Annotated in this window: 18 protein-coding genes; 10 read left to right on the forward strand and 8 right to left on the reverse strand. The window is 62.6% G+C overall.

The window, feature by feature from the left end; all coding sequences use genetic code 11:
• Positions 1-34: 34 nt before the first annotated feature.
• Together Mame_RS12215 and Mame_RS12220 are read left to right on the forward strand one after the other, a co-directional pair.
• Positions 35-790 carry an EAL domain-containing protein gene (locus Mame_RS12215; protein WP_018063642.1) on the forward strand — a complete coding sequence of 252 codons (756 nt, stop codon included), beginning with the start codon at positions 35-37 and terminating at the stop codon, positions 788-790.
• Positions 791-820: 30 nt separating this feature from the next.
• The gene (locus Mame_RS12220) at positions 821-1,093 is read left to right on the forward strand and encodes a hypothetical protein (protein WP_018063641.1); all 273 of its coding nucleotides are present in this window, start codon (positions 821-823) and stop codon (positions 1,091-1,093) included.
• 78 nt (positions 1,094-1,171) lie between these two features.
• On the opposite strand, the gene Mame_RS12225 is transcribed toward Mame_RS12220, so the two are convergent.
• Together Mame_RS12225 and Mame_RS12230 are read right to left on the reverse strand one after the other, a co-directional pair.
• Entirely contained in the window at positions 1,172-2,602 is a 1,431-nt protein-coding gene (locus Mame_RS12225; protein ID WP_018063640.1) for a DUF1254 domain-containing protein, read from the reverse strand.
• A 151-nt stretch (positions 2,603-2,753) separates the two neighbouring features.
• On the reverse strand, positions 2,754-3,011 hold the full coding sequence (locus Mame_RS12230) for a YjhX family toxin (RefSeq protein WP_026173266.1): 258 nt from the start codon (positions 3,009-3,011) through the stop codon (positions 2,754-2,756).
• 303 nt (positions 3,012-3,314) lie between these two features.
• On the opposite strand from Mame_RS12230, the gene gatB reads away from it, so the two are divergent.
• The 5 genes from gatB to Mame_RS12255 all read left to right on the forward strand — a co-directional run bounded on the left by gatB (position 3,315) and on the right by Mame_RS12255 (position 6,864).
• Complete coding sequence (gatB, locus tag Mame_RS12235) at positions 3,315-4,817, forward strand: Asp-tRNA(Asn)/Glu-tRNA(Gln) amidotransferase subunit GatB (RefSeq protein WP_026173265.1); 1,503 nt, start codon at positions 3,315-3,317, stop codon at positions 4,815-4,817.
• 4 nt (positions 4,818-4,821) lie between these two features.
• Positions 4,822-5,325 (forward strand): GNAT family N-acetyltransferase, encoded by a 504-nt coding sequence (locus Mame_RS12240; protein WP_018063637.1) that lies wholly within the window; start codon positions 4,822-4,824, stop codon positions 5,323-5,325.
• Positions 5,318-5,806, forward strand: coding sequence for a GNAT family N-acetyltransferase (locus Mame_RS12245; protein ID WP_018063636.1), 489 nt, complete (start codon positions 5,318-5,320; stop codon positions 5,804-5,806). Before Mame_RS12240 ends, Mame_RS12245 begins: the two co-directional genes overlap by 8 nt.
• A gap of 143 nt (positions 5,807-5,949) precedes the next feature.
• Positions 5,950-6,348, forward strand: coding sequence for an NADH:ubiquinone oxidoreductase subunit NDUFA12 (locus tag Mame_RS12250; protein WP_018063635.1), 399 nt, complete (start codon positions 5,950-5,952; stop codon positions 6,346-6,348).
• Between the two features lie 105 nt (positions 6,349-6,453).
• Complete coding sequence (locus Mame_RS12255; RefSeq protein ID WP_018063634.1) at positions 6,454-6,864, forward strand: DUF2155 domain-containing protein; 411 nt, start codon at positions 6,454-6,456, stop codon at positions 6,862-6,864.
• Positions 6,865-6,871: 7 nt separating this feature from the next.
• Here Mame_RS12255 and aat read toward each other — a convergent pair whose 3' ends face one another.
• The 5 genes from aat to Mame_RS12280 form a co-directional block, all read right to left on the reverse strand.
• Positions 6,872-7,489, reverse strand: a complete 618-nt coding sequence (aat, locus tag Mame_RS12260; protein ID WP_018063633.1) for a leucyl/phenylalanyl-tRNA--protein transferase — start codon at positions 7,487-7,489, stop codon at positions 6,872-6,874.
• Positions 7,490-7,492: 3 nt separating this feature from the next.
• The gene (gene accC, locus Mame_RS12265) at positions 7,493-8,839 is read right to left on the reverse strand and encodes an acetyl-CoA carboxylase biotin carboxylase subunit (protein WP_018063632.1); all 1,347 of its coding nucleotides are present in this window, start codon (positions 8,837-8,839) and stop codon (positions 7,493-7,495) included.
• A 15-nt stretch (positions 8,840-8,854) separates the two neighbouring features.
• A complete protein-coding gene (accB, locus tag Mame_RS12270; RefSeq protein WP_018063631.1) occupies positions 8,855-9,331 on the reverse strand; it encodes an acetyl-CoA carboxylase biotin carboxyl carrier protein in 477 nt (158 codons plus the stop codon).
• Between the two features lie 22 nt (positions 9,332-9,353).
• A complete protein-coding gene (gene aroQ / locus Mame_RS12275; RefSeq protein ID WP_018063630.1) occupies positions 9,354-9,791 on the reverse strand; it encodes a type II 3-dehydroquinate dehydratase in 438 nt (145 codons plus the stop codon).
• Between the two features lie 107 nt (positions 9,792-9,898).
• On the reverse strand, positions 9,899-10,702 hold the full coding sequence (locus tag Mame_RS12280; protein WP_018063629.1) for a DsbA family protein: 804 nt from the start codon (positions 10,700-10,702) through the stop codon (positions 9,899-9,901).
• A 256-nt stretch (positions 10,703-10,958) separates the two neighbouring features.
• Here Mame_RS12280 and Mame_RS12285 point away from each other — a divergent pair, with 256 nt between their 5' ends.
• The gene (locus tag Mame_RS12285; RefSeq protein WP_018063628.1) at positions 10,959-12,116 is read left to right on the forward strand and encodes a pyridoxal phosphate-dependent aminotransferase; all 1,158 of its coding nucleotides are present in this window, start codon (positions 10,959-10,961) and stop codon (positions 12,114-12,116) included.
• 309 nt (positions 12,117-12,425) lie between these two features.
• On the opposite strand, the gene Mame_RS12290 is transcribed toward Mame_RS12285, so the two are convergent.
• On the reverse strand, positions 12,426-15,473 hold the full coding sequence (locus Mame_RS12290) for an Rne/Rng family ribonuclease (protein WP_026173264.1): 3,048 nt from the start codon (positions 15,471-15,473) through the stop codon (positions 12,426-12,428).
• A 697-nt stretch (positions 15,474-16,170) separates the two neighbouring features.
• Here Mame_RS12290 and Mame_RS12295 point away from each other — a divergent pair.
• Together Mame_RS12295 and Mame_RS12300 are read left to right on the forward strand one after the other, a co-directional pair.
• Positions 16,171-17,379, forward strand: a complete 1,209-nt coding sequence (locus Mame_RS12295; RefSeq protein ID WP_018063626.1) for an N-acetylmuramoyl-L-alanine amidase — start codon at positions 16,171-16,173, stop codon at positions 17,377-17,379.
• A gap of 238 nt (positions 17,380-17,617) precedes the next feature.
• A complete protein-coding gene (locus tag Mame_RS12300) occupies positions 17,618-20,068 on the forward strand; it encodes a penicillin-binding protein 1A (RefSeq protein ID WP_018063625.1) in 2,451 nt (816 codons plus the stop codon).
• The last annotated feature ends 40 nt before the right edge of the window (positions 20,069-20,108 follow it).

A 20,108-nucleotide genomic window follows, 5' to 3' on the forward strand; every position in this document is an offset into this window, starting at 1 on the left:
CTATCCGCGAATGCGTCAACCGAAGAGAGTATGAATGCCTGAAACCTGTATCGGCTGCCGCGATGGCGAGGCCCTGGCATTTGACTTTTCCATGGCATTTCAGCCGATCATCGATCTCCGCGACGGCTCGATTTTCGCCTATGAGGCGCTGGTGCGCGGGACCGCCGGCGAAGGCGCCGCCTCCGTCCTGAGCAAGGTAACCCAGAACAATCTCTACGCTTTCGACCAGCGCTGCCGCGTCAAGGCGATCGAACTGGCCGGCAAGCTCGGGCTTGTGGAGACAGGGGCGCGGCTCTCGATCAACTTCATGCCGCGCGCGATCTATGAGCCGCGGGCCTGTATCCGGCTCACCCTGTCCGCCAGCCGTCGCTGCGGCGTGCCCGCCGACCGGCTGATTTTCGAGTTTACCGAGGGCGAACAGATCGATGCCGATCGGCTTAACGCGATCCTCACTGTCTATGAGGAACTCGGCTTCAGCACCGCGATCGATGATTTCGGCGCCGGTCATTCGGGACTGTCGCTGCTGGCCGACGTCACGCCGTCGATCCTGAAGCTGGATATGGCGCTGGTGCGCGGCATCGACAGCAGCCGCTCGCGCCAGAGGATTGTTCGTCATATGCTCGCCCTGGCGGGCGAGATGTCTGTCGAGGTGATCTGCGAGGGGGTTGAGACCGCGGCGGAACTGGATACTCTTACGTGGCTGGGCGCCGGTCTGGTGCAGGGCTATCATCTCTGCCGGCCGCTGTTCGAACGGCTCGCGACGCCGGAGGAAATAAACGGACGCGGCTGAACCGCGCCTTTACATGACAAGGAGAGGATCATGCGGACATCCGCGCTGAACGCACTCGATCGGGCGTTAGAGCAGCTTTCGGCTGCCGGCTTCACGATGGGCCCGGCATGGGAGGAGACCCATGAGCTTTGCCAGGGGCATGAGGGCGAAAGCCTGTTCGATGCCGCCCACGCGCTCTGTCACCGGATCGAAGGCGATGACGGCAATGCCGGCTACTGGTACCGGCGTGCGGGAAAGCCGGTTGCGACGGGGAGCCTTGCGGAGGAGTGCGCGGCGCTGCGGGCGGAGATTTCCGGGGCCTGACCGCGGCGCCCACCCGAGTCATTCCAGTATGAAGAAAGGGCCGCGCCTTCTTAAAAGACGCGGCCTTTCTCGTCGCACTCAATTATTTGCAAGTTCGACCGCCGGCGGGCTCCACGCGCCGCTCAGCACGGCGAGCTCCGGCCAGTAGAGGCGCATCGTCAGGCTGAAATGCCCGCTTGCAGGCGCCGGCAGCCAGTTGGCTTCCTTGTTCTTGCCGGGCGATTCCCGCTGGATGTAGATATCGATCGAGCCGTCGGGGTTTTTCTTCAGCGGGTCATTGCTGCCGAGCGTGTAGCGGTCGATCGGGTTCTTGGCGAAGAACTGATCCTGATTGTAGAGCGTGACCGACCAGAAGGCGCGCGCCGGCGGGGTCTCACCCTCGTCGAAATGCAGGACATAATTGTTGGAACTGTCGAACGGATTGCCATCGGCGTCCACGAAGGCGCTGGGATAGACGGCGTCGACCGGCTTGTTGGCGCCAAGCCCGCCAAAGGCGACGCCCGCGCGATGCATGTAGTCTGAGCCGTAGCTGCCGATCCCGGTCAGATTGATCCGCCAGCCGTTGACGAGTTCGCCGGACTTTACCCAGGTGTTCTGGATGAAGGGCAGAACCTTGGCGGGCGCTGACGCAACGGCGTCCTGCACCGCCTGCGGCTGTTTCGACGGGTCGTAGCTTTCGCCGGGCACCAGCCCGATCTGGCGCATCAGGTCGACGGCGGATTCGTCATTGGCGTGGGGTGGATTTTTCTTCATCAGTTCGGCGAAGCGCTTGAAAAACGCCGGACCGTCGAGTTTTTCGATCTGGGTGACCGGCGAGGTCATGTCCTGCGCGGCGTTGACCGTGCCCTTCGGCGCAACATAGTCGGTGCCCCAGGCGCTGAGCGGCACGGCCTTCAGGTCTTTCTGGAAGGCATGGACGGCGTCGTAATCGTCCTTCCCCCTGGTTTCGATGCGTCCGAGCATCCAGCCATTGGCCGTCGGGCTCTGATACGCCCTTACGCCGTCCGGCAGTTTACCCTGCCAGCCGGGACCGACGATCGCGAAGGTAAAGGCGTCATCGCCGGTGGTCCGGCTTCCGGGTGAGGCGTAGACCTCGGTCCACTCGTCCATCATCTGGAAGAGGTAGTAACGCCCCTTCGAGGCCGGGACCGAAACGATCAGCGGCTCCTTCGAAACATCATAGGTAAGCGAGGAGTAGAGCGTGTTGGCATTGGGCCGGACGACGGTATCGAAGGAGGCATCGGGAAAGGCCGACAGATTGGCGAACTGGTTGATCGGCGCACTCACGCCCCCCGGCTCGGCGACATTGGTGGAGATCGCCGTGCTGAGATCCATCAGCACCATCGGATAGGCCATGACATAGATCGAATAGACGATGGCCTTGGCCTGTTCCTCGGTCAGCGGGCTTTTGGCCTCGACCTGGGTCTGGGCAAATACGGGGCTGTTGACCACCGGCGAAAACGTCACCGCGAGGCTGAGCGCGGCAATGGCAACTGGTTTTAGCTTCATCGGGTATCTCCTCAAAGTTGTGATACGCGCGTTAGCGTATAAGTTGAAGAGATTTTATGACGTGTAAGAGCTCGGGGGGCGCGGCAGGTTGACGCAGACCACGTTCTACGGGTGCAAAGGCGCGGCGGCATTGAAGCGCCGCGCCCCTTATTTACCGGTTGTCCGGCTGGCTGCGCACCAGTTCCAGTCCCCTTGCGGTGATCTGGTAGGGCCTGCCGCCGCGCGAGCGGATCGCCCGCTTGGCCTTCAGCTTGCGAAACAAGGTCAGATCGAGGCCGGGGTAGCGCCAGCCCTCGCGGGTGTAGCAGTCGATCCGCTCGATCTTGCGTTTTTCGGTTCTGATGAGTTCGATCCTGCCGCCCTGGGCGAGCAGGTGTAGAATGCGCTGTTCATCGCGCGAGATGTCCATGGTCGTCAATTCCGGATGGGCGCCTTGGGGGCGCGTGAAAACGTTTCCCGCAGGCCATTGCCATGCGGGGCTCTTCGTTTTCGGCCGCTGCGCGCATCATGCCCGAAGGGGCAGAGCGGGCAGGGCCCTTACCGGGATTCCTGACGGTTGGACATAAACACTCCGTGTTGACCGACACGAGATAATCTCGCCGCGGCCGAAGGTCAAGGTTTTGAAGGGCTGCGGCCCACCCAATCGCTTGCGTCTTGCCCCACTTTGCTCTACCTCACCAACGATATCCCGTGAATGAACGATGAGCTGACCATGACCATTGTCGATACCCGCACGCCCGATCCCAAACGCCTGATCCCCGGCGCCACCGGCGATTGGGAAGTCATCATCGGTCTCGAGGTGCATGCGCAGGTCACCAGCAATGCGAAGCTGTTCTCCGGCTCGTCCACCACATTCGGCAAGGCGCCCAACGCCAATGTCTCGCTGGTGGATGCGGCCATGCCCGGCATGCTGCCCGTCATCAACGAGGAATGCGTGAAACAGGCCGTGCGCACCGGTCTCGGCCTCAAGGCCAAGATCAACAAGCGCTCGATCTTCGACCGCAAGAACTATTTCTATCCCGACCTGCCGCAGGGCTACCAGATTTCCCAGTACAAGGACCCGATCGTCGGCGAGGGCACGATCACGATCTCGCTCGGGCCGGACAAACAAGGCAATTTCGAGGATATCGAGATCGGCATCGAGCGCCTGCATCTGGAGCAGGACGCCGGCAAGCTGATGCATGACCAGCATCCCTCGTTCTCCTTCGTTGACCTCAACCGTTCGGGCGTGGCGCTGATGGAGATCGTCTCCAAGCCGGACCTGCGCTCGGCCGACGAGGCCAAGGCCTATGTCACCAAGCTGCGCACCATCGTGCGCTATCTCGGCACCTGCGACGGCAATATGGACGAAGGGTCGCTGCGCGCCGATGTGAATGTCTCCGTGCGCAAGCCGGGCGGTGAATTCGGCACCCGCTGCGAGATCAAGAACGTCAACTCGATCCGCTTCGTCGGCCAGGCGATCGAGAGCGAGGCCCGCCGCCAGATCGACATTCTGGAGGACGGCGGCGCGATCGATCAGGAGACCCGCCTGTTCGATCCGGTCAAGGGCGAGACCCGCTCGATGCGCTCGAAGGAAGATGCGCACGACTATCGCTACTTCCCTGACCCCGACTTGCTGCCGCTCGAATTCGACGATGCCTTCATCGCGGAACTGGCGAAGGACCTGCCGGAACTGCCCGATGACAAGAAGGCCCGTTTCATCGAGAAGCTCGGCCTCTCGGTCTATGACGCTTCCGTTCTGGTCTCCGACAAGGCGGTGTCGGACTATTACGAGAAGCTGGCCGAAGGGCGCGACGCCAAGGCCGCGGCTAACTGGGTGATCAACGATCTGCTCGGCGCGCTCAACAAGGCGAGCAAGGGCATTGACGAGACTCCGGTCTCGCCGGAACAGCTCGGCGCCATCCTCGACCTGCTGAAGGAAGGCGTGATCTCCGGCAAGATCGCCAAGGACCTGTTCGAGATCGTCTGGAACGAGGGCGGCGACCCGAAGCAGATCGTTGAAGACCGCGGCATGAAGCAGGTGACCGATACCGGCGCGATCGAGAAGATCGTCGACGAGATCATCGCCGCCAACCCGGAACAGGCCGAAAAGGTGAAGGCCAAGCCCTCGCTTGCCGGCTGGTTCGTCGGTCAGGTGATGAAGGCCTCGGGCGGCAAGGCCAATCCGCAGGCGGTGCAGGCGCTCGTCAAGGAAAAGCTGGGCGTCACGGAGTAAGCCGATGTTCTTTGTCCGCACGGCAATGGAGGCGGATATCCCGGCGGTGTGCAGCCTGCTGGCCGAGACCTGGCATGTCACCTATGACGAGATTCTCGGGCCCGAAAAGGTCGAGACGATCGTCAACAGCTGGCTGTCTCCCGAAGCGATGCTGCGTCGGCTGCGCCGGCCCCATGGCGAGTTCCTGGTGGCCGACAGCGGCACGATGATTGGCGGCATGGCCTTTGCTGCACCCGACAAGGATAACGCCGAGACCGTCAATCTCAGCCAGCTTTACGTGCTTCCCGGGTTTCAGCGCCAGGGCATCGGCGAACAGCTTTTCGCCGAGATCGAAACCTGTTTTCCAAATGCAAAGCGGCTCGCGCTGGAGGTCGTTCCGCAGAACGCGCCGGCGATCCGCTTCTACGAGGCGCACGGCATGCGCGAGGTCGGACGCCACAATGAGTGCGGCGCGCCCAATTCCGGCATTCCGGCCATCCGCATGGAAAAGGAACTAGCCAATGTCTGATCCGACGCCCGATCTGGAAAACCTCGTCACCCGCGAGGCGCGGCTCGACGACCTGCCGGTGCTGATCTCGATCTTCGCTGCCGACACGCTCGGCGGCCATGGCGACACCACTTCGGATGAGGCCTATGATGATTACCGGGATGCCTTCGAGGCGATCAAGGCCTCGGCCAGTAACACGCTTTATGTGGCCGAGCTCGACGACATCATCGTCGGCACGTTCCAGACCACCTATATCCGCACGCTGACGGGCAGGGGCGGCGCGTCGCTGACGATCGAGGCGGTGCAGACCCATCCCGACTGGCGCGGGCGCGGCATCGGGGCCAGGATGATCGAAACCGCGATCGACGAGGCCCGGATCGAGGGTTGTCGGCTGGTGCAGCTGATGTCCAACGCGGCGCGGGAAGACGCCCACCGCTTTTACGAGCGGCTCGGTTTTCGCCAGTCGCATCTCGGTTTCAAAATGAAGCTTCACGGCGCCTGAGACGTCTCGTCGCTCTGGACAAGAGCGGCCTGACGCGCCATACACGGGTGAGAGCGTCGGGCGACAAAGTGGTTGCCGGTTTTTCGAAAACCCGACGCGCCTGACAATGCAAACGGGCCGCACGGCCGGACGAAGGAAAGAAAATGGCTGGCTTTCTGACCAAGATGTTCACCTGGTGGAACGGATCGACCATCGGCACGGATGTGTTCACGCGCCGCTTCGGCAAGAAGGTCGGCGAGGACGAGTTCGGCAACATCTATTATGAAGGCGGCATGTCCACCTATGGCCTGAAACGTCGCTGGGTGATCTACAAGGGCTATGCCGACGCCTCCTCCATTCCGCCCGGCTGGCACGGCTGGATGCACCACCGCATCGATACGCCGCCGACCGAGCAGGGCTACAAGCCGCGCGAATGGGAAAAGCCGCATAACCCCAACCAGACCGGCACGGCCTACGCCTATCGCCCCAAGGGCTCGCTTGCTGTTCAGGGCGAGCGCGACCGCGTCACCGGCGACTACGACGCCTGGACGCCGGGCGGCTGACTGCGTTTCTGCCGCATTTGCGCGGTATCGAATCGGGTGCTGTGCGACATTGAGAATGAGACAAGCGCGGCATCTGCCGCGTTTTCTGCATGAGAAGGATGAAGGATGCGTCAATCGGGTTTTGGAAAGACGGCCGCGACATTCGGCCTCGTCGCGGCAGCGCTCGCAGCGGCGACGCCCGCACTTGCCGCCCGCGTTGAAAACCCGGTCGCCGTGTTCGGCGGCATCGACAAGATTACCGGCCGCACCTACACCTTCGATGCCTATGTCGGCGAGACCGTGCAGTTTGGCCGCCTGCAGGTGACGCCGCGCGTCTGTTATTCGCGTGACGATACCGAGGAGCAGCGCATCGATGCCTTCGTGCAGGTCGACAAGGTGTCGCTGCAGAACGATGTCAGCCGCATCTTCTCTGGCTGGATGTTCGCCGATTCGCCGGCGCTCAACGCCGTGGAAGACCCGATCTATGACGTCTGGCTGACGGATTGCGTGGCGAGCGCCGAAGTGCCCGCGCCCTGAATGCGCCTCACGGGAATGGCTGATCCGGCCATACCAGCGCCGCGTTCAGAAGCGTCATATACCGATCCTTGGAAATATCGATCGCGCCCATCGTCTTCAGATGATCGGTGGTGAACTGCGTGTCGAGAAGCTGGAACCGGTTGGCCCTCAGCCGCTCGACCAGATGCACGAGGCAGATCTTCGAGGCGTTCGGCCGGCGCGAGAACATGCTCTCGCCGAAGAACGCGGCCCTCAGCGATACGCCGTAAAGCCCGCCGACCAGTTCGCCATCCTCGTAAGCCTCCACGGAATGGGCGTGGCCCATGCGGTGCAGCGCGTTGTAGAGCGAGCGGATTTCCGCATTGATCCAGGTTTGCGGGCGATCCGGCGCGGGCATCGCGCAGGCCGCCATCACGGCGTCGAAATCGTGGTTGAAGCGGATTTCGTAAGGGGACCTGCGCAATTGCTTGCGCAGGCTATGGGAGATGTGCAGGCCATCCAGCGGGATAATCCCGCGGACTTCCGGCTCGACCCAGAACAGCTCGGTATCCTCGGCCGATTCGGACATGGGGAAGAGGCCGATGCTGTAAGCATTCAAAAGCAGTTCCGGGGTTATGCCGCTGCCTTTTGCGCTGCCTCTTTCCATGAGCTACTTCGGCTTGTTTTCCAGATAGTGTTCCAGCCAGTGGATATCATAATCGCCGTTGGCGATATCCTGGTTTGCGATCAAATCCTGAAAAAGCGGCAAGGTCGTGTCGATCCCGTCGACGACGAATTCGTCGAGCGCCCGCTTCAGCCGCATCATGCATTCCACGCGGGTGCGGCCGTGAACGATCAGCTTGCCGATCAGGCTGTCGTAATAGGGCGGGATCTTGTAGCCCTGATAGACGCCGGAATCGATGCGCACGCCAAGCCCGCCCGGAGCATGAAAATGCGTGATCGTGCCCGGCGAGGGCCGGAAGGTGGCGGCGTTTTCCGCGTTGATGCGGCATTCGATCGCGTGGCCGGAGAAGGTGATGTCCTTCTGCGTCACGGAGAGCCCGGCGCCTGCGGCAACCCGGATCTGTTCGTGCACGAGGTCGATGCCGGTGATCGCTTCTGTGATCGGGTGCTCGACCTGCAGGCGGGTGTTCATCTCGATGAAGTAGAACTCGCCGTTTTCATAGAGGAACTCGACCGTGCCGGCGCCGCGATATTTCATCTTGCGCATGGCGTCGGCGCAGATTTCGCCGATCTTCATGCGCTGCTCGACGTTGAGCGCCGGCGAATTGGCCTCTTCCCAGACCTTCTGGTGGCGGCGCTGCAGCGAGCAGTCGCGTTCACCCAGATGGACGGCATCGCCCTCGCCGTCGCCGAATACCTGCACTTCGATATGGCGCGGCTTGTCGAGGTATTTTTCCATGTAGACGGAATCATTGCCGAAAGCGGCGCCTGCTTCCCCGCGCGCGGTGCGGTAGGCCTCGATCAGGTCGTCCTTCGAGCGCGCGAGCTTCATGCCGCGTCCGCCGCCGCCGGCCGTCGCCTTGATCAGCACCGGATAGCCGATCTCTTCCGCCGTGCGGAAAGCGTCGTCATCGGTGTCGACAGAACCGGCGGAGCCGGGAACGACCGGAATACCGAGATCTTCCGCGGTGGTTTTCGCGGTGATCTTGTCGCCCATCATGCGGATATGTTCGCTGGTGGGGCCGATGAAGGTGATGCCGTGGGCCTCGAGGATCTCGGCGAACTTGGCGTTCTCGGAGAGGAAGCCATAGCCCGGATGCACGGCGTCCGCGCCGGTGATCTCGCAGGCGGCGACGATCTGGTGGATGTTGAGATAGCTCTCGCGCGAGGAGGGCGGGCCGATGCACACGCTCTCGTCGGCAAGGCGCACATGCATGGCGTCGGCGTCGGCCGTGGAGTGCACGGCAACGGTCGCGATGCCGAGCTCCTTGCAGGCGCGCAGGACGCGAAGCGCGATTTCGCCTCGGTTGGCGATCAGGATCTTGGAAAACATGAGCTCTGCCACCCGTTATTCGATGACGACGAGCGCTTCGTCGAATTCGACCGGCTGGGCGTCATCGACGAGGATCTGCACGATCTTGCCGCTCTTCGGCGCGGGGATCTGGTTCATCGTCTTCATGGCTTCGATGATCAGCAGCGTCTGGCCTTCCTTGACGTTGGCGCCGACTTCGATGAAGGGGCGGGCGCCGGGCGCGGGCGCGAGATAGACCGTGCCGACCATGGGCGCCTTGACGGCATCATCATGCTTGGGCGCGGCAACAGCGGCGGCCGGCTCCGCGGCAGCGGAAGGAGCGGGCGCAGCCGGAGCGGCGGACGGGGCAGGGGCGTAGTGCATCATCTGCTGCGGAGCCGCCATGACTTCACGCGCGACGCGGATGCGCATGCCTTCCTGCTCAACCTCGATTTCCGTCAGTTCGGTATCGTTGAGGATGACCGCCAGTTCACGCACGAGCTTCGCGTCAACAGCCTTCTTCTGTTCTGCCATGGGATGTTTTCCTTTGTTCTTGTTATTCCGCGAGGGTTTTGAGAGCGCGTATCGCCAGAAGGTAGCTATCTTGTCCGAAGCCACAGATAACCCCCTTCACCGCAGGCGATATCATGCTCTTGTGGCGAAACGCCTCGCGGGCATGAATGTTGGAGATATGGAGCTCCACGACCGGCACTGCAATGGCGCGGATCGCGTCGTGAAGCGCAATGGATGTATGCCCGTAGGCACCGGGATTGATGGCGACGCCGGCCGCCTTCTCATTGGCCTCGTGAAGCCAGTCGACAAGCACGCCCTCATGATTGGACTGCCGGAAGTCTATCGAAAAACCGAGTTCCTCGCCGAGCTTGCGGCATTCATTCTCAATTGCGGCGAGCGACATATCGCCGTAAATGCCGGGCTCGCGCTGGCCCAGCAGATTGAGATTTGGTCCGTTGAGGACGAAGATCGCGCGTGTCATGCATCAATTCCGGTTTCGCCTTCTCCTATAGACGTTCAAGCCTTACAGGAAAAGCCCCAAGACACACCGTTGCCGGGATGTGGTTAAGCTTGTTCAGCCAAAAATAGTCAAGAACACACGCCCTTGCCGCAGTCGCGGATATTGTCGATGGTCTCCTGCAGGCGGTCGGCGCCGACCGCGCCCGGCAGCATCACATCGCCGACAATATAGGAGGGGGTGCCGGAGACGCCGAGCGCGCCGGCGAGGCCGAAATGCTCCTGAAGAGCCTCTTCCGCCGGGTATTCCTGCATGGCCTGGTCGATCGCCTGATCGTCGACGCCGAGGGAGGCCGCCACGGCGCGGGCTGTCGCCTCGGTCGCGCGCGAGCCGGAGCCCATCAGCGCGCGGTGGAATTCCTCGTATTTCTCAGGCGCAGCCTTGAAGAAGGCGTAGGAGATGCGTTGCGTGGCTTCGGATTCCGGACCGAGCACCGGGATTTCCTTCAGCACGAAGCGGACATCGTCATTGGTGGCGATGATCGCGTCCATGTCGTCAAGCGCGCGCCGGCAATAGCCGCAATTATAGTCGAAGAACTCGACGACGGTGATCGCGCCGTCCGGATTGCCCATGATGCTGTCATAGGCCGGCAGATAGAGCTTGTCCTGATTCTGGGCGATCACCTGGGAAGCCTGGGCCTGCTGCTCATCCGCCTGCTTGCGCTGCAGCGCCACCTGCACGTCCAGAAGCACCTCCGGGTTGCTCATGAGATAATCATGAACCCGCTCGCCGAAATCTGCCTGTGCCGGCGCGGCCGCCGCTGTTTCCGTGTTCTGCGGGGCGAAATGATAGATCGCTGCCGTCGTGGCCGCCGCCGATGCGATTGCCGTCGCAAAAATTGCGGTCACCGCCAGTGTCAGTCCCTTTGAAGACATGTTCTCCCCTTTAGGCATCATCGTCTCGCCCGGCCGGGCCGACATGCGAAACAGTCCTTGGTTGTGCGCGGCCCCGCGCGCTTCGGGCCCGGACCGCTCTTAAAAACCAATTGTGCGCAAATGGCGGCGTTGTCCATAGCGACGGGATCAATTCTGCCGCCCATCCGATCAAAATCCCGTTTTTTTGCGCTGCGGCATTGCGGGGGCGGGGTTATTGGTTCATCCCGGAACCGGACCATCTGAAAGAGGACACGGCATGCCGTCGAAGCGCAGCGACATCGATTCATTCCTGGCCATGGACGTTCTGGCAGAGGCGAACCGGCTGAAAAAGGCTGGCCGGCCGGTGATCTCCATGGCCGTCGGCCAGCCCTCGCATCCGGCCCCCGACGCGGCGCTCGCGGCGGCGCGCGCGGCGCTGGAGCACGGCCATCTCGGCTATACAGACGCCTTCGGCCGCGAAAGCCTGCGCGTGGCGATCGCCGAGGATTACCGCGCGCGCATGGGCATCGCAATCGACCCGGCCCGCATCGCCGTCACCACCGGTTCGTCCGCCGGCTTCAATCTTGCGTTTCTGGCGCTGTTCGACGCGGGCGATGCCGTCGCGATCGCAAGACCCGGCTATCCCGCCTACCGCAACATCCTGAAAGCGCTGGACCTCAAGGTGGTCGAGGTGGATGCCAATGCCGAGCACGACTTCACGCTGACGCCCGAGGCGCTGGAGGCGGCGGAGAAGGCCCACGGCGTTACACTTGCCGGCGTGCTGCTCGCAAGCCCGGCGAACCCGACCGGCACGGTCACCGGTCGCGCCGCGCTGAAGCGGCTTGCCGACTGGTGCCATGCGCGCGGAACCGCCTTCATCTCCGACGAGATCTACCACGGCCTGGTGTTTTCGGGCGAGGAGGCAAGCGCGCTTTCCTTCACCGACGAGGCGGTGGTGATCAATTCCTTCTCGAAATATTACTGCATGACCGGGTGGCGGATCGGCTGGATGGTGCTGCCGGAAAAACTGGTGCGGGTGTTCGAGCAATTGACGCAGAACATCTATATCTGCGCGCCCGACCTTTCCCAGATCGCCGCGGAGGCGGCTCTTTCCGAGCGAAAGCAGCTCGACGGCTACTGCAATATCTACCGCAACAACCGCAACTTCCTGACCAGCGCGCTGCCGGCGATCGGCCTTCCTGTCGCCTCGCCGATGGACGGGGCTTTCTACGCCTATGTCGACGTCTCGCGCTACACCAATGACAGCCTCGCCTTCGCCCGGCAGATCCTGCACGAGGCCAATGTCGCGGTCACGCCCGGCGTCGATTTCGATCCGGAAAACGGCGGGCGATTTCTACGGCTGTCCTACGCGGGCACCGAGGCCGAGATCACCGAGGCCGTGGAGCGGATCGGCAACTGGCTGCCGGCGAGATAGTTGCAACGTCATGCCGCGTTCGTCCTGTGAGCTTGGTTCTTGGCACGGGAGGTGGGCTTGCTCCCAATACTCTCTCCCGCTGGCGGGAGAGATGCCCCGAAAGGGGCAGTGAGGGTGGATCAGCGTTTCAAATCGTGAGGGCGTTCGCGGGGTGGGTCTCCCCCCTCACTGTCGCTTTCGCGACATCTCTCCCCGCCGGGGCGAGAAGATTGGGTGGCTGTGCGGGAAGGCCCTGGGTTAAAAGTCCAAAACAAAAAAAAGCCGCCGTTTTCGCAAACGGCGGCCTTTCGTTCATTCAAATCAACCGGCTCAGAAGAAGCCGCGGCGGTTCCACCAGCCACGTTTGGGCTTGGCTTCCTCGTCTTCGTTTTCGGCCTTTGCGCCGCCGGAGGTGACCACCGGCGCGGAATGGGTCACGTTGGAGGCGCGGTTGGAGCGCTTGGGGGCGTTTTCTGCTGCGACTTCTTCCACAGCAGGAGCCGCAGCCGCCTCGTCGTCGAGATCTGCGGCCGCTTCGACGGTCGCATCTTCCTCGACTTCGGTTTCGCCGGCCGGTTCCGCGGGCGTTTGCTCGACGGCCTCCTTGGCCGTTTCCGCGTCTGCCTGTTCAGCCGGCGCTTCGCTCTCGGCGCGCTTGGGCTTGCGGCGGCGGCGCGGCTTGCGGCCTTCGATCTCGGTCATGGCCTCGTCCTCGGTGACCTCGGACGGCTGATCGGCGGGGGCATCGGCCTCTGCGGCCGGTGCATCGCTGACCGTCTCGGAGGCTACCGCTTCGGAAGCGACCTCTTCAACCGGCTGGCGATTGTCCGCATCAACCGCTTCGGCGTCAGACTGGTTCTCGGCCGACGTATCGGCGTTGTTGTCCTCGGCCGTCTGCGGCGCGTTCTCATCGCTGCGATTGCGACGTCCGCCACGCTTGCCGCGGCGGCGCTTGCGGCGCGGCTTGTCGGAACCCTGGTCGCCGTCGTCGCTGGCCGATGACTGATTGTCATCGTCGCCCGCCTCGGCGGTCTGTTCGTTGTCGCCTTCGTCGTTCTGCTGACCGTTGCGGCCGCGGCGGCGGCGGCGCTTGCGGCGCGAGCGGCCATTGTCCTCGTCGGCGCTTGCCTCGGGCTTGCTTGCCTCGGGCTGGTCGTCATCTTCCGTTTCGTCGATCTCCTCGACGATGTCGTCTTCCGGCTCATCAGGGAAATCGAGCAGCGTCTCGATCTTGACCGGCGTCTCCACGGGCTCGCCGCGATCGATCTCGAAATGGCTGGTCGTCAGCGTCGCGTCTGCCTTGATGATGATCTCGACGCCGAAACGGGCTTCGTAGTCCACGATCGTGTTGCGCTTCTGGTTGAGCAGATAGAGCGCGTTTTCGGGCGTGGTCCGCACGGTGATGTTGTGCGTGGTGTTCTTCAGCAGATATTCCTCGACCCCGCGCAGCACATGGAGCCCGACGGAGGACTGCGAAAGCACGTGGCCGGTGCCGCCGCAATGGCTGCAGACCTGGGTCGTGGATTCCAGCACCGAGGCGCGGATGCGCTGGCGCGACATTTCCAGAAGGCCGAAATGCGAGATGCGGCCGACCTGGATGCGGGCGCGATCGTGTTTCAGGCAGTCCTTCAGCTTCTTCTCGACGGCGCGGTTGTTGCGCTTTTCTTCCATGTCGATGAAGTCGATGACGACGAGGCCTGCAAGGTCGCGCAGGCGAAGCTGGCGCGCCACTTCTTCCGCGGCCTCGAGGTTCGTCTGAAGCGCGGTGTCCTCGATCGAGTGCTCGCGGGTGGAGCGGCCGGAGTTGACGTCGACGGCGACCAGCGCCTCGGTCTGGTTGATGATCAGGTAGCCGCCGGATTTCAGCGTCACCTGCGGCTGCAGCATGCGGTCGAGCTGGGCTTCGATGCCGGAGCGCGAGAAGATCGGATGCACGTCGCGATAGCGCTGCACCACCTTGGCGTGGCTCGGCATCAGCATCTTCATGAAGTCTTTCGCTTCACGATAGCCGTTTTCGCCGGAGACGATGATCTCGCTGATATCCTTGTTGTAGAGATCGCGGATCGAGCGCTTGATCAGGCTGCCTTCCTCGTAGACAAGGCAGGGCGCGGTCGATGTCAGCGTCTTGGTGCGGACATTTTCCCAAAGCCGCATCAGATATTCGAAGTCGCGCTTGACCTCGGCCTTGGTGCGGTTGGCGCCGGCGGTGCGCAGGATCACGCCCATGCCCTGCGGCACTTCGAGATCCTTGGCGACATCCTTAAGCCGCTTGCGGTCGGCCGGATTGGTGATCTTGCGGGAAATGCCGCCGCCGCGCGCGGTGTTCGGCATCAGCACCGAATAGCGGCCGGCGAGCGAGAGATAGGTGGTCAGCGCCGCGCCCTTGTTGCCGCGTTCTTCCTTGGCAACCTGCACCAGCAGGATCTGGCGGCGCTTGATCACTTCCTGGATGCGATACTGCTTGCGCGCCTTGCGGTGGTTGTATTCCGGCACTTCCTCCATGGCGTCCTCGGCGCCGACGGATTCGACGCTGTCGTCGTCATCGTCCACGTCTTCGGAAACCGTGTCGGCATCGACCTCGGCCGCCATATGCGTCGGGCCCTTGCCATCCTTGGAAGAGCCGTCATCGGACGGGCCGTCTTCAGAGGCGGCGCCTTCATTGGCGGCATCCGCGGGCTTTTCGGCCTCGTCGCTGGCCTTGGCATCCTTCTTGGCGGCGGGCTTGCGGCGACGGCGCGGCTTCGGCTTCTTGGCGGCTTCGTCGTCGCTCTCGGCGGTTGCCGCATCGGCGTCCGCCGTCTTGGCGTCGGCTTCCGCCGCGTCGGCCTTTTCGGCGGTGTCGGTGTCCGCGGGCGCTTCGGCCTTGGGTTCAGCGCTCTCGTCCGGTTTGGCGTCCTGCGGCTTGGCCTCTTCGGCCTTTGCGTCCTCTGACTTTGCGTCCTGGGCCTTGGCGTCGTCAGTCTTGGCCTTGGAGGTTTTGGCGCGGCCACGGCGGGTGCGCGGCTTCGGCTTGGTTTCGTCCTCGGCTGCGGCCTTCTCGGAGGCCTCCGACGGCTGCGACAGCGCGCTGTCGGTATCGTCGTCGTCATCGCTGTCGGAGACTTCCCTCAGCAGCGCTTCACGATCGGCGAGCGGAATCTGATAGTAGTCGGGGTGAATTTCCGAAAAGGCGAGGAAGCCGTGGCGGTTGCCGCCATAATCCACAAAGGCGGCCTGGAGAGAGGGCTCCACCCGCGTGACCTTTGCAAGGTAAATATTGCCGCGCAGCTGTTTCTTGTGCTGCGATTCGAAATCGAACTCCTCTATACGATTTCCGCGAACGACAACGACGCGTGTCTCTTCTTCATGAGACGCGTCGATAAGCATTTTATCTGCCATTTAAGATGAGCTCCTCGGCGCGCATGGCTGGCGGCTTCGGAACGGGTCGATGCCCTTGTCCGGAAATGGTCGCCAGCGGAAACGCCGGATGAAATAATGTCCGACCGTCGCAACGAAACGCGGGCGGCTGCTTCTCGAATCAGTCCGGCGCCCTCGAAGGGGGCGCGGGCCGATGGAAGAATTTGACGCTTCGTTCTCATATATAGCCAGTCGAAACAAACATTGCCTAACCCCGAATTCGGGGCGATGAAATCGCTTCCGGGAAAGCCCGGGAAGCATTGACCCTTAAGCCGCAACGCTTTTGTGAGTAGCGTATGCCGGCCAAGATATACTGTCCGGTGAGTGGAACGACGGCGGACGCTCAATCGCTTCATGTGGCGCCAATCGTGGAAAGACCGGCTGCCCTTGCGCGCAATTGTCCCGTCATAAATGTCCACCTGAGCCACATTAGTATGTATTCGTTGATGCAATAGCAAGAAAAATCCAATCCACGGTAATATTTGAGAAATTGCCGAAACTGCTTTATTACGACGCAAGGTTGTGGCGAAGGCTGATATGTTTCGGAAAGCGTCACGTTTTTGCCATGCCTCTGTCCTTAAACGAGAGGCCTTGAAGGCGAAAGCGGGTTCGCGCGGAAAGACCTATGAGAGGTGGCATGAGGGGAAGGCGGCAAGGCCTTGTTTTTACACGATTGACGATGCTGGTCCTTCGACCTTTGTTTGTCGTTCTCGCCTTGGTGTGCGCGCTTTCGCCGTCCGTTTCGGCGCGTGCTTCCGACGACGATGCGGCCGCGCCGCTGATCGCCTACAACGCCCTGCTTGTCGGCGATGACGCCCGGGCCCGGCTGGTGGTCGATTTCGACCGCAAGCCCGAATTCAGCTATCACTATCTCAAGGATCCGGCGCGCGTGGTGATCACGCTGCCCGCCACCGCCTTCGGCTTTTCCGATGACGCGGTCGAGGCGCGCGGGCTGATCAGCGACATCCGCTACGGCGTCACCGGTCCCGGCCAGTCGCGCATCGTGCTCTCGGCGCGCGAGCCGATCCAGATGACGCTCGCGGAGGTGCGCGAGGAAGGCGATGCTGGCTTCCGTCTGGTGATCGATCTGGCGATTGCCGACAGCGCTCTCTTCGAGAAGCTTCTCGCCGGCCGGCAGGAAACGCCTGCCGCGGCGTTCGCCCGGCAGGATGTTGCCGCGCCGGAGGAGGACGACAGTTTCGTGGTTGCGATCGATGCCGGCCATGGCGGCATCGATACCGGCGCGATCGGCGAAGATAGCCAAACGCTGGAAAAGGACATCACCCTCGATTTCGCCCGCGCCTTCGCTCAAAAGCTTCAGGCCGTGCCCGGCTATGATTCCTATCTGACCCGTGACGCGGATATCTATCTGTCGCTTACCAGGCGCGTCGAGCTTGCCCGTCAGCACGGCGCGGACCTGTTCATTTCGCTGCACGCCGATTCGCTCAACCAGCCCGATATTTCGGGCGCGACCGTCTATACCCTGTCCGATCGCGCCTCCGACCGGCTGGCTGCGGCGCTCGCCGAGCGCGAAAACCTTTCCAACGAGATCATGGGGATCGAGGCCTCGGTCGAGCCTGAGGAGGTGACCGACATCCTGCTGGACCTGACGCGGCGCGAGACCCAGAGCTTTTCGATTTCGCTCGCGGACCAGGTCGTGGCCGCGTTCGAGGGCCAGATCAGCCTGATCAACAATCCGCACCGCTATGCGGGCTTCATGGTTCTGAGAGCGCCGGATATCCCGTCGATCCTGCTCGAGATCGGATTCCTGTCCAACCCCGAGGATGAGAAGCGCATGCTCGACCCGGTCTGGCGCGACAAGCTTGTCGACAGGCTGGTCGATGCGGTGACGCGCTATCGCAGCCCTATGGTATCGGCCATGCCCTAGACTTCGGGCGATAATGAAAGGTTTATCAAAGCTGTCGTCGCAAAAAGCGCACATTCATTGTAAAAAGGATAGCCGGGTATTTTAATTCGGGCCTGCGGGCGATATCTGCGATAAATCGACGGCGGCGAAGGCAGGGCGATGCGGTAAAGCATCGGCACAGCCTCGCGGAAATCCGGGGCGCGGCGAAGGCCGCGACGCCGGCGGCGCGTTCAGGACAAGGTATGAAAAACACGTGACTGTGATCAAGTTCATCGGATATCTCTTCGGCATCGCATGCGCGCTTTTCCTGGTCGTTGCGGTCGGCATCGGGATCTATCTCGGCAATGTGGCGAAGGACCTTCCGGACTACGAGGTGCTTGCGCAGTACACCCCGCCGGTGACGACCCGCGTCTATGCCGGCAATGGCGAGCTGATGGCCGAATATGCCCATGAGCGTCGCCTGTTCCTGCCGATCGACGCCATTCCGATGCGCGTGCGCGGCGCCTTCCTCTCGGCGGAAGACAAGAATTTCTACACCCATCCCGGCATCGATGTCGTCGGTCTTGCCCGCGCGGTGTTCACCAACGTGAAGAATATGGGCACCGGCCGTCGCCCCGTCGGCGCCTCGACCATCACGCAGCAGGTTGCCAAGAACTTCCTTCTGTCCTCGGACCAGACCTATGAGCGCAAGGTCAAGGAGGCGATCCTCTCCTTCCGCATCGAACAGGCCTATTCGAAGGACACGATCCTCGAACTCTATCTGAACGAGGTCTATTACGGCCGCAACGCCTTCGGCATCGCCGACGCGGCGCTGACCTATTTCGACAAGCCGGTCTCCGACCTGACGATTGCCGAAAGCGCCTATCTCGCGGCTGTTCTCAAGGGACCCGCCAACTACGATCCCTATCGCCATCCCGATGCCGCGATCGAGCGCCGCAACTGGGTGATCAGCCGGATGGAGGAAAACGGCTACATCACTGCCGCGGAAGCCGATCTCGCCCGCGCCGAGCCGCTCGGCGTCGTTTCCGGCTACCAGAACCAGCCCGTTGTCGGCGACGAGTATTTCGCCGAGGCCGTGCGCCGCGAGCTGAAGGATGAGTATGGCGAGGAGATGCTTTACGAGGGCGGTCTGTCGGTGCGCACCTCGCTTGATCCGCAGATGCAGCTTTATGCGCAGCAGGCGCTGCGTGACGGGCTGATCCGCTATGACGAGGCCGCCGGTTATCGCGGACCGATCGATCAGATCTCGACGGCCGAGGACTGGGGCCCGGCGCTGGCGAAGATGACGCCGCTCTGGGACGTGCGGGACTGGCAGATCGCGGTGGTGCTCGGCGTCAGCGCCGACGGCGCCGAGATCGGCCTGCGTCCGCCGCTCGATGCCGCCGGCCGGGTTGCCGATGCGCGCGATACCGGCTTCATCCCCGCCGCCGACATGAAATGGGCCTATCGCTTCCTCGAAAAGGGCAAGAAGAACGCCACCAGCCCGGAAGGCGTGCTGTCGCCGGGAGACGTCGTCTACGTTCAGCCGACGGGCGAGGGCAATAATTACCGCCTTCGCCAGGTGCCGAAGGTGCAGGGCGGCCTTGTGGCCATGGACCCGGAAACGGGCCGCGTGCTCGCCATGGTCGGCGGCTTCTCCTTCTCCAAGAGCCAGTTCAACCGCGCCACCCAGGCGATGCGCCAGCCGGGTTCGTCGTTCAAGCCGTTCGTCTACGCCGCCGCGCTCGACAATGGCTATACGCCGGCCTCCGTGGTCATGGATGCGCCGGTGGAGTTCGAATCGGGCGGCGAGATCTGGAAGCCGCAGAACTATTCCGGCGACTTCTCCGGTCCGCAGACGCTGCGCACCGGCATCGAGAAATCCAAGAACCTGATGACGGTGCGTCTCGCCAACGACCTTGGCATGGATACGGTCGCCGATTACGCCGAACGGTTCGGCATCTATGACCACATGGACCCGGTGCTCGCCATGTCGCTCGGCTCCGGCGAGACCACGGTGATGCGGCTGGTTTCGGCCTATGCGGTGATCGCCAATGGCGGCAAGCAGGTCAACCCGACGCTGATCGACCGTATTCAGGACCGCTACGGCAAGACCATCTTCAAGCATGAGGAGCGCGAGTGCGAAAACTGCAACGCGCCGGTCTGGAGCGGCCAGGGCGAGCCTATCCTGATCGACGCCCGCCAGCAGGTGCTGGACCCGATGACCTCCTACCAGATCACCTCGATGATGGAAGGCGTGGTCCAGCGCGGAACGGCGGCAAGCGCGGTCAAGCTCGACCGCCCGGTCGCCGGCAAGACCGGCACCACCAATGACGAGAAGGATGCCTGGTTCGTCGGCTTCACGCCCAACCTCGTGGCCGGCCTCTATATCGGCTTCGACCAGCCGGCCACGCTTGGCCGTCATGGCACGGGCGGCGGGCTTGCGGCGCCGATCTTCAACGAATTCATGACCAATGCGCTGAAGACGCTGCCGAAGGAAAACTTCATCGAGCCGGAAGGCATGACCAATATCGCGGTCAATCGCTCCACCGGCATGCGCGCATCCGGCTCCGGCCCCAATGTCATCATGGAGGCGTTCAAGCCCGGCTCAGGCCCGGCGGAAGCCTTCGACGTGATCGACATGAGCAGCTACAAGTCGCCCGAGCAAATCCTGCGCGAATCCCCGCAGGCGCAAAAGGCGATCTCCACCGGCTCCAGCGGCCTCTATTGAGGCGGCGGCGGGGTTTACATCCGCCCGCCGCCCGCTTATT

Origin of the sequence: Martelella mediterranea DSM 17316 (genome assembly GCF_002043005.1) — a bacterium.
Classification (GTDB): Bacteria; Pseudomonadota; Alphaproteobacteria; order Rhizobiales; family Rhizobiaceae; genus Martelella; species Martelella mediterranea.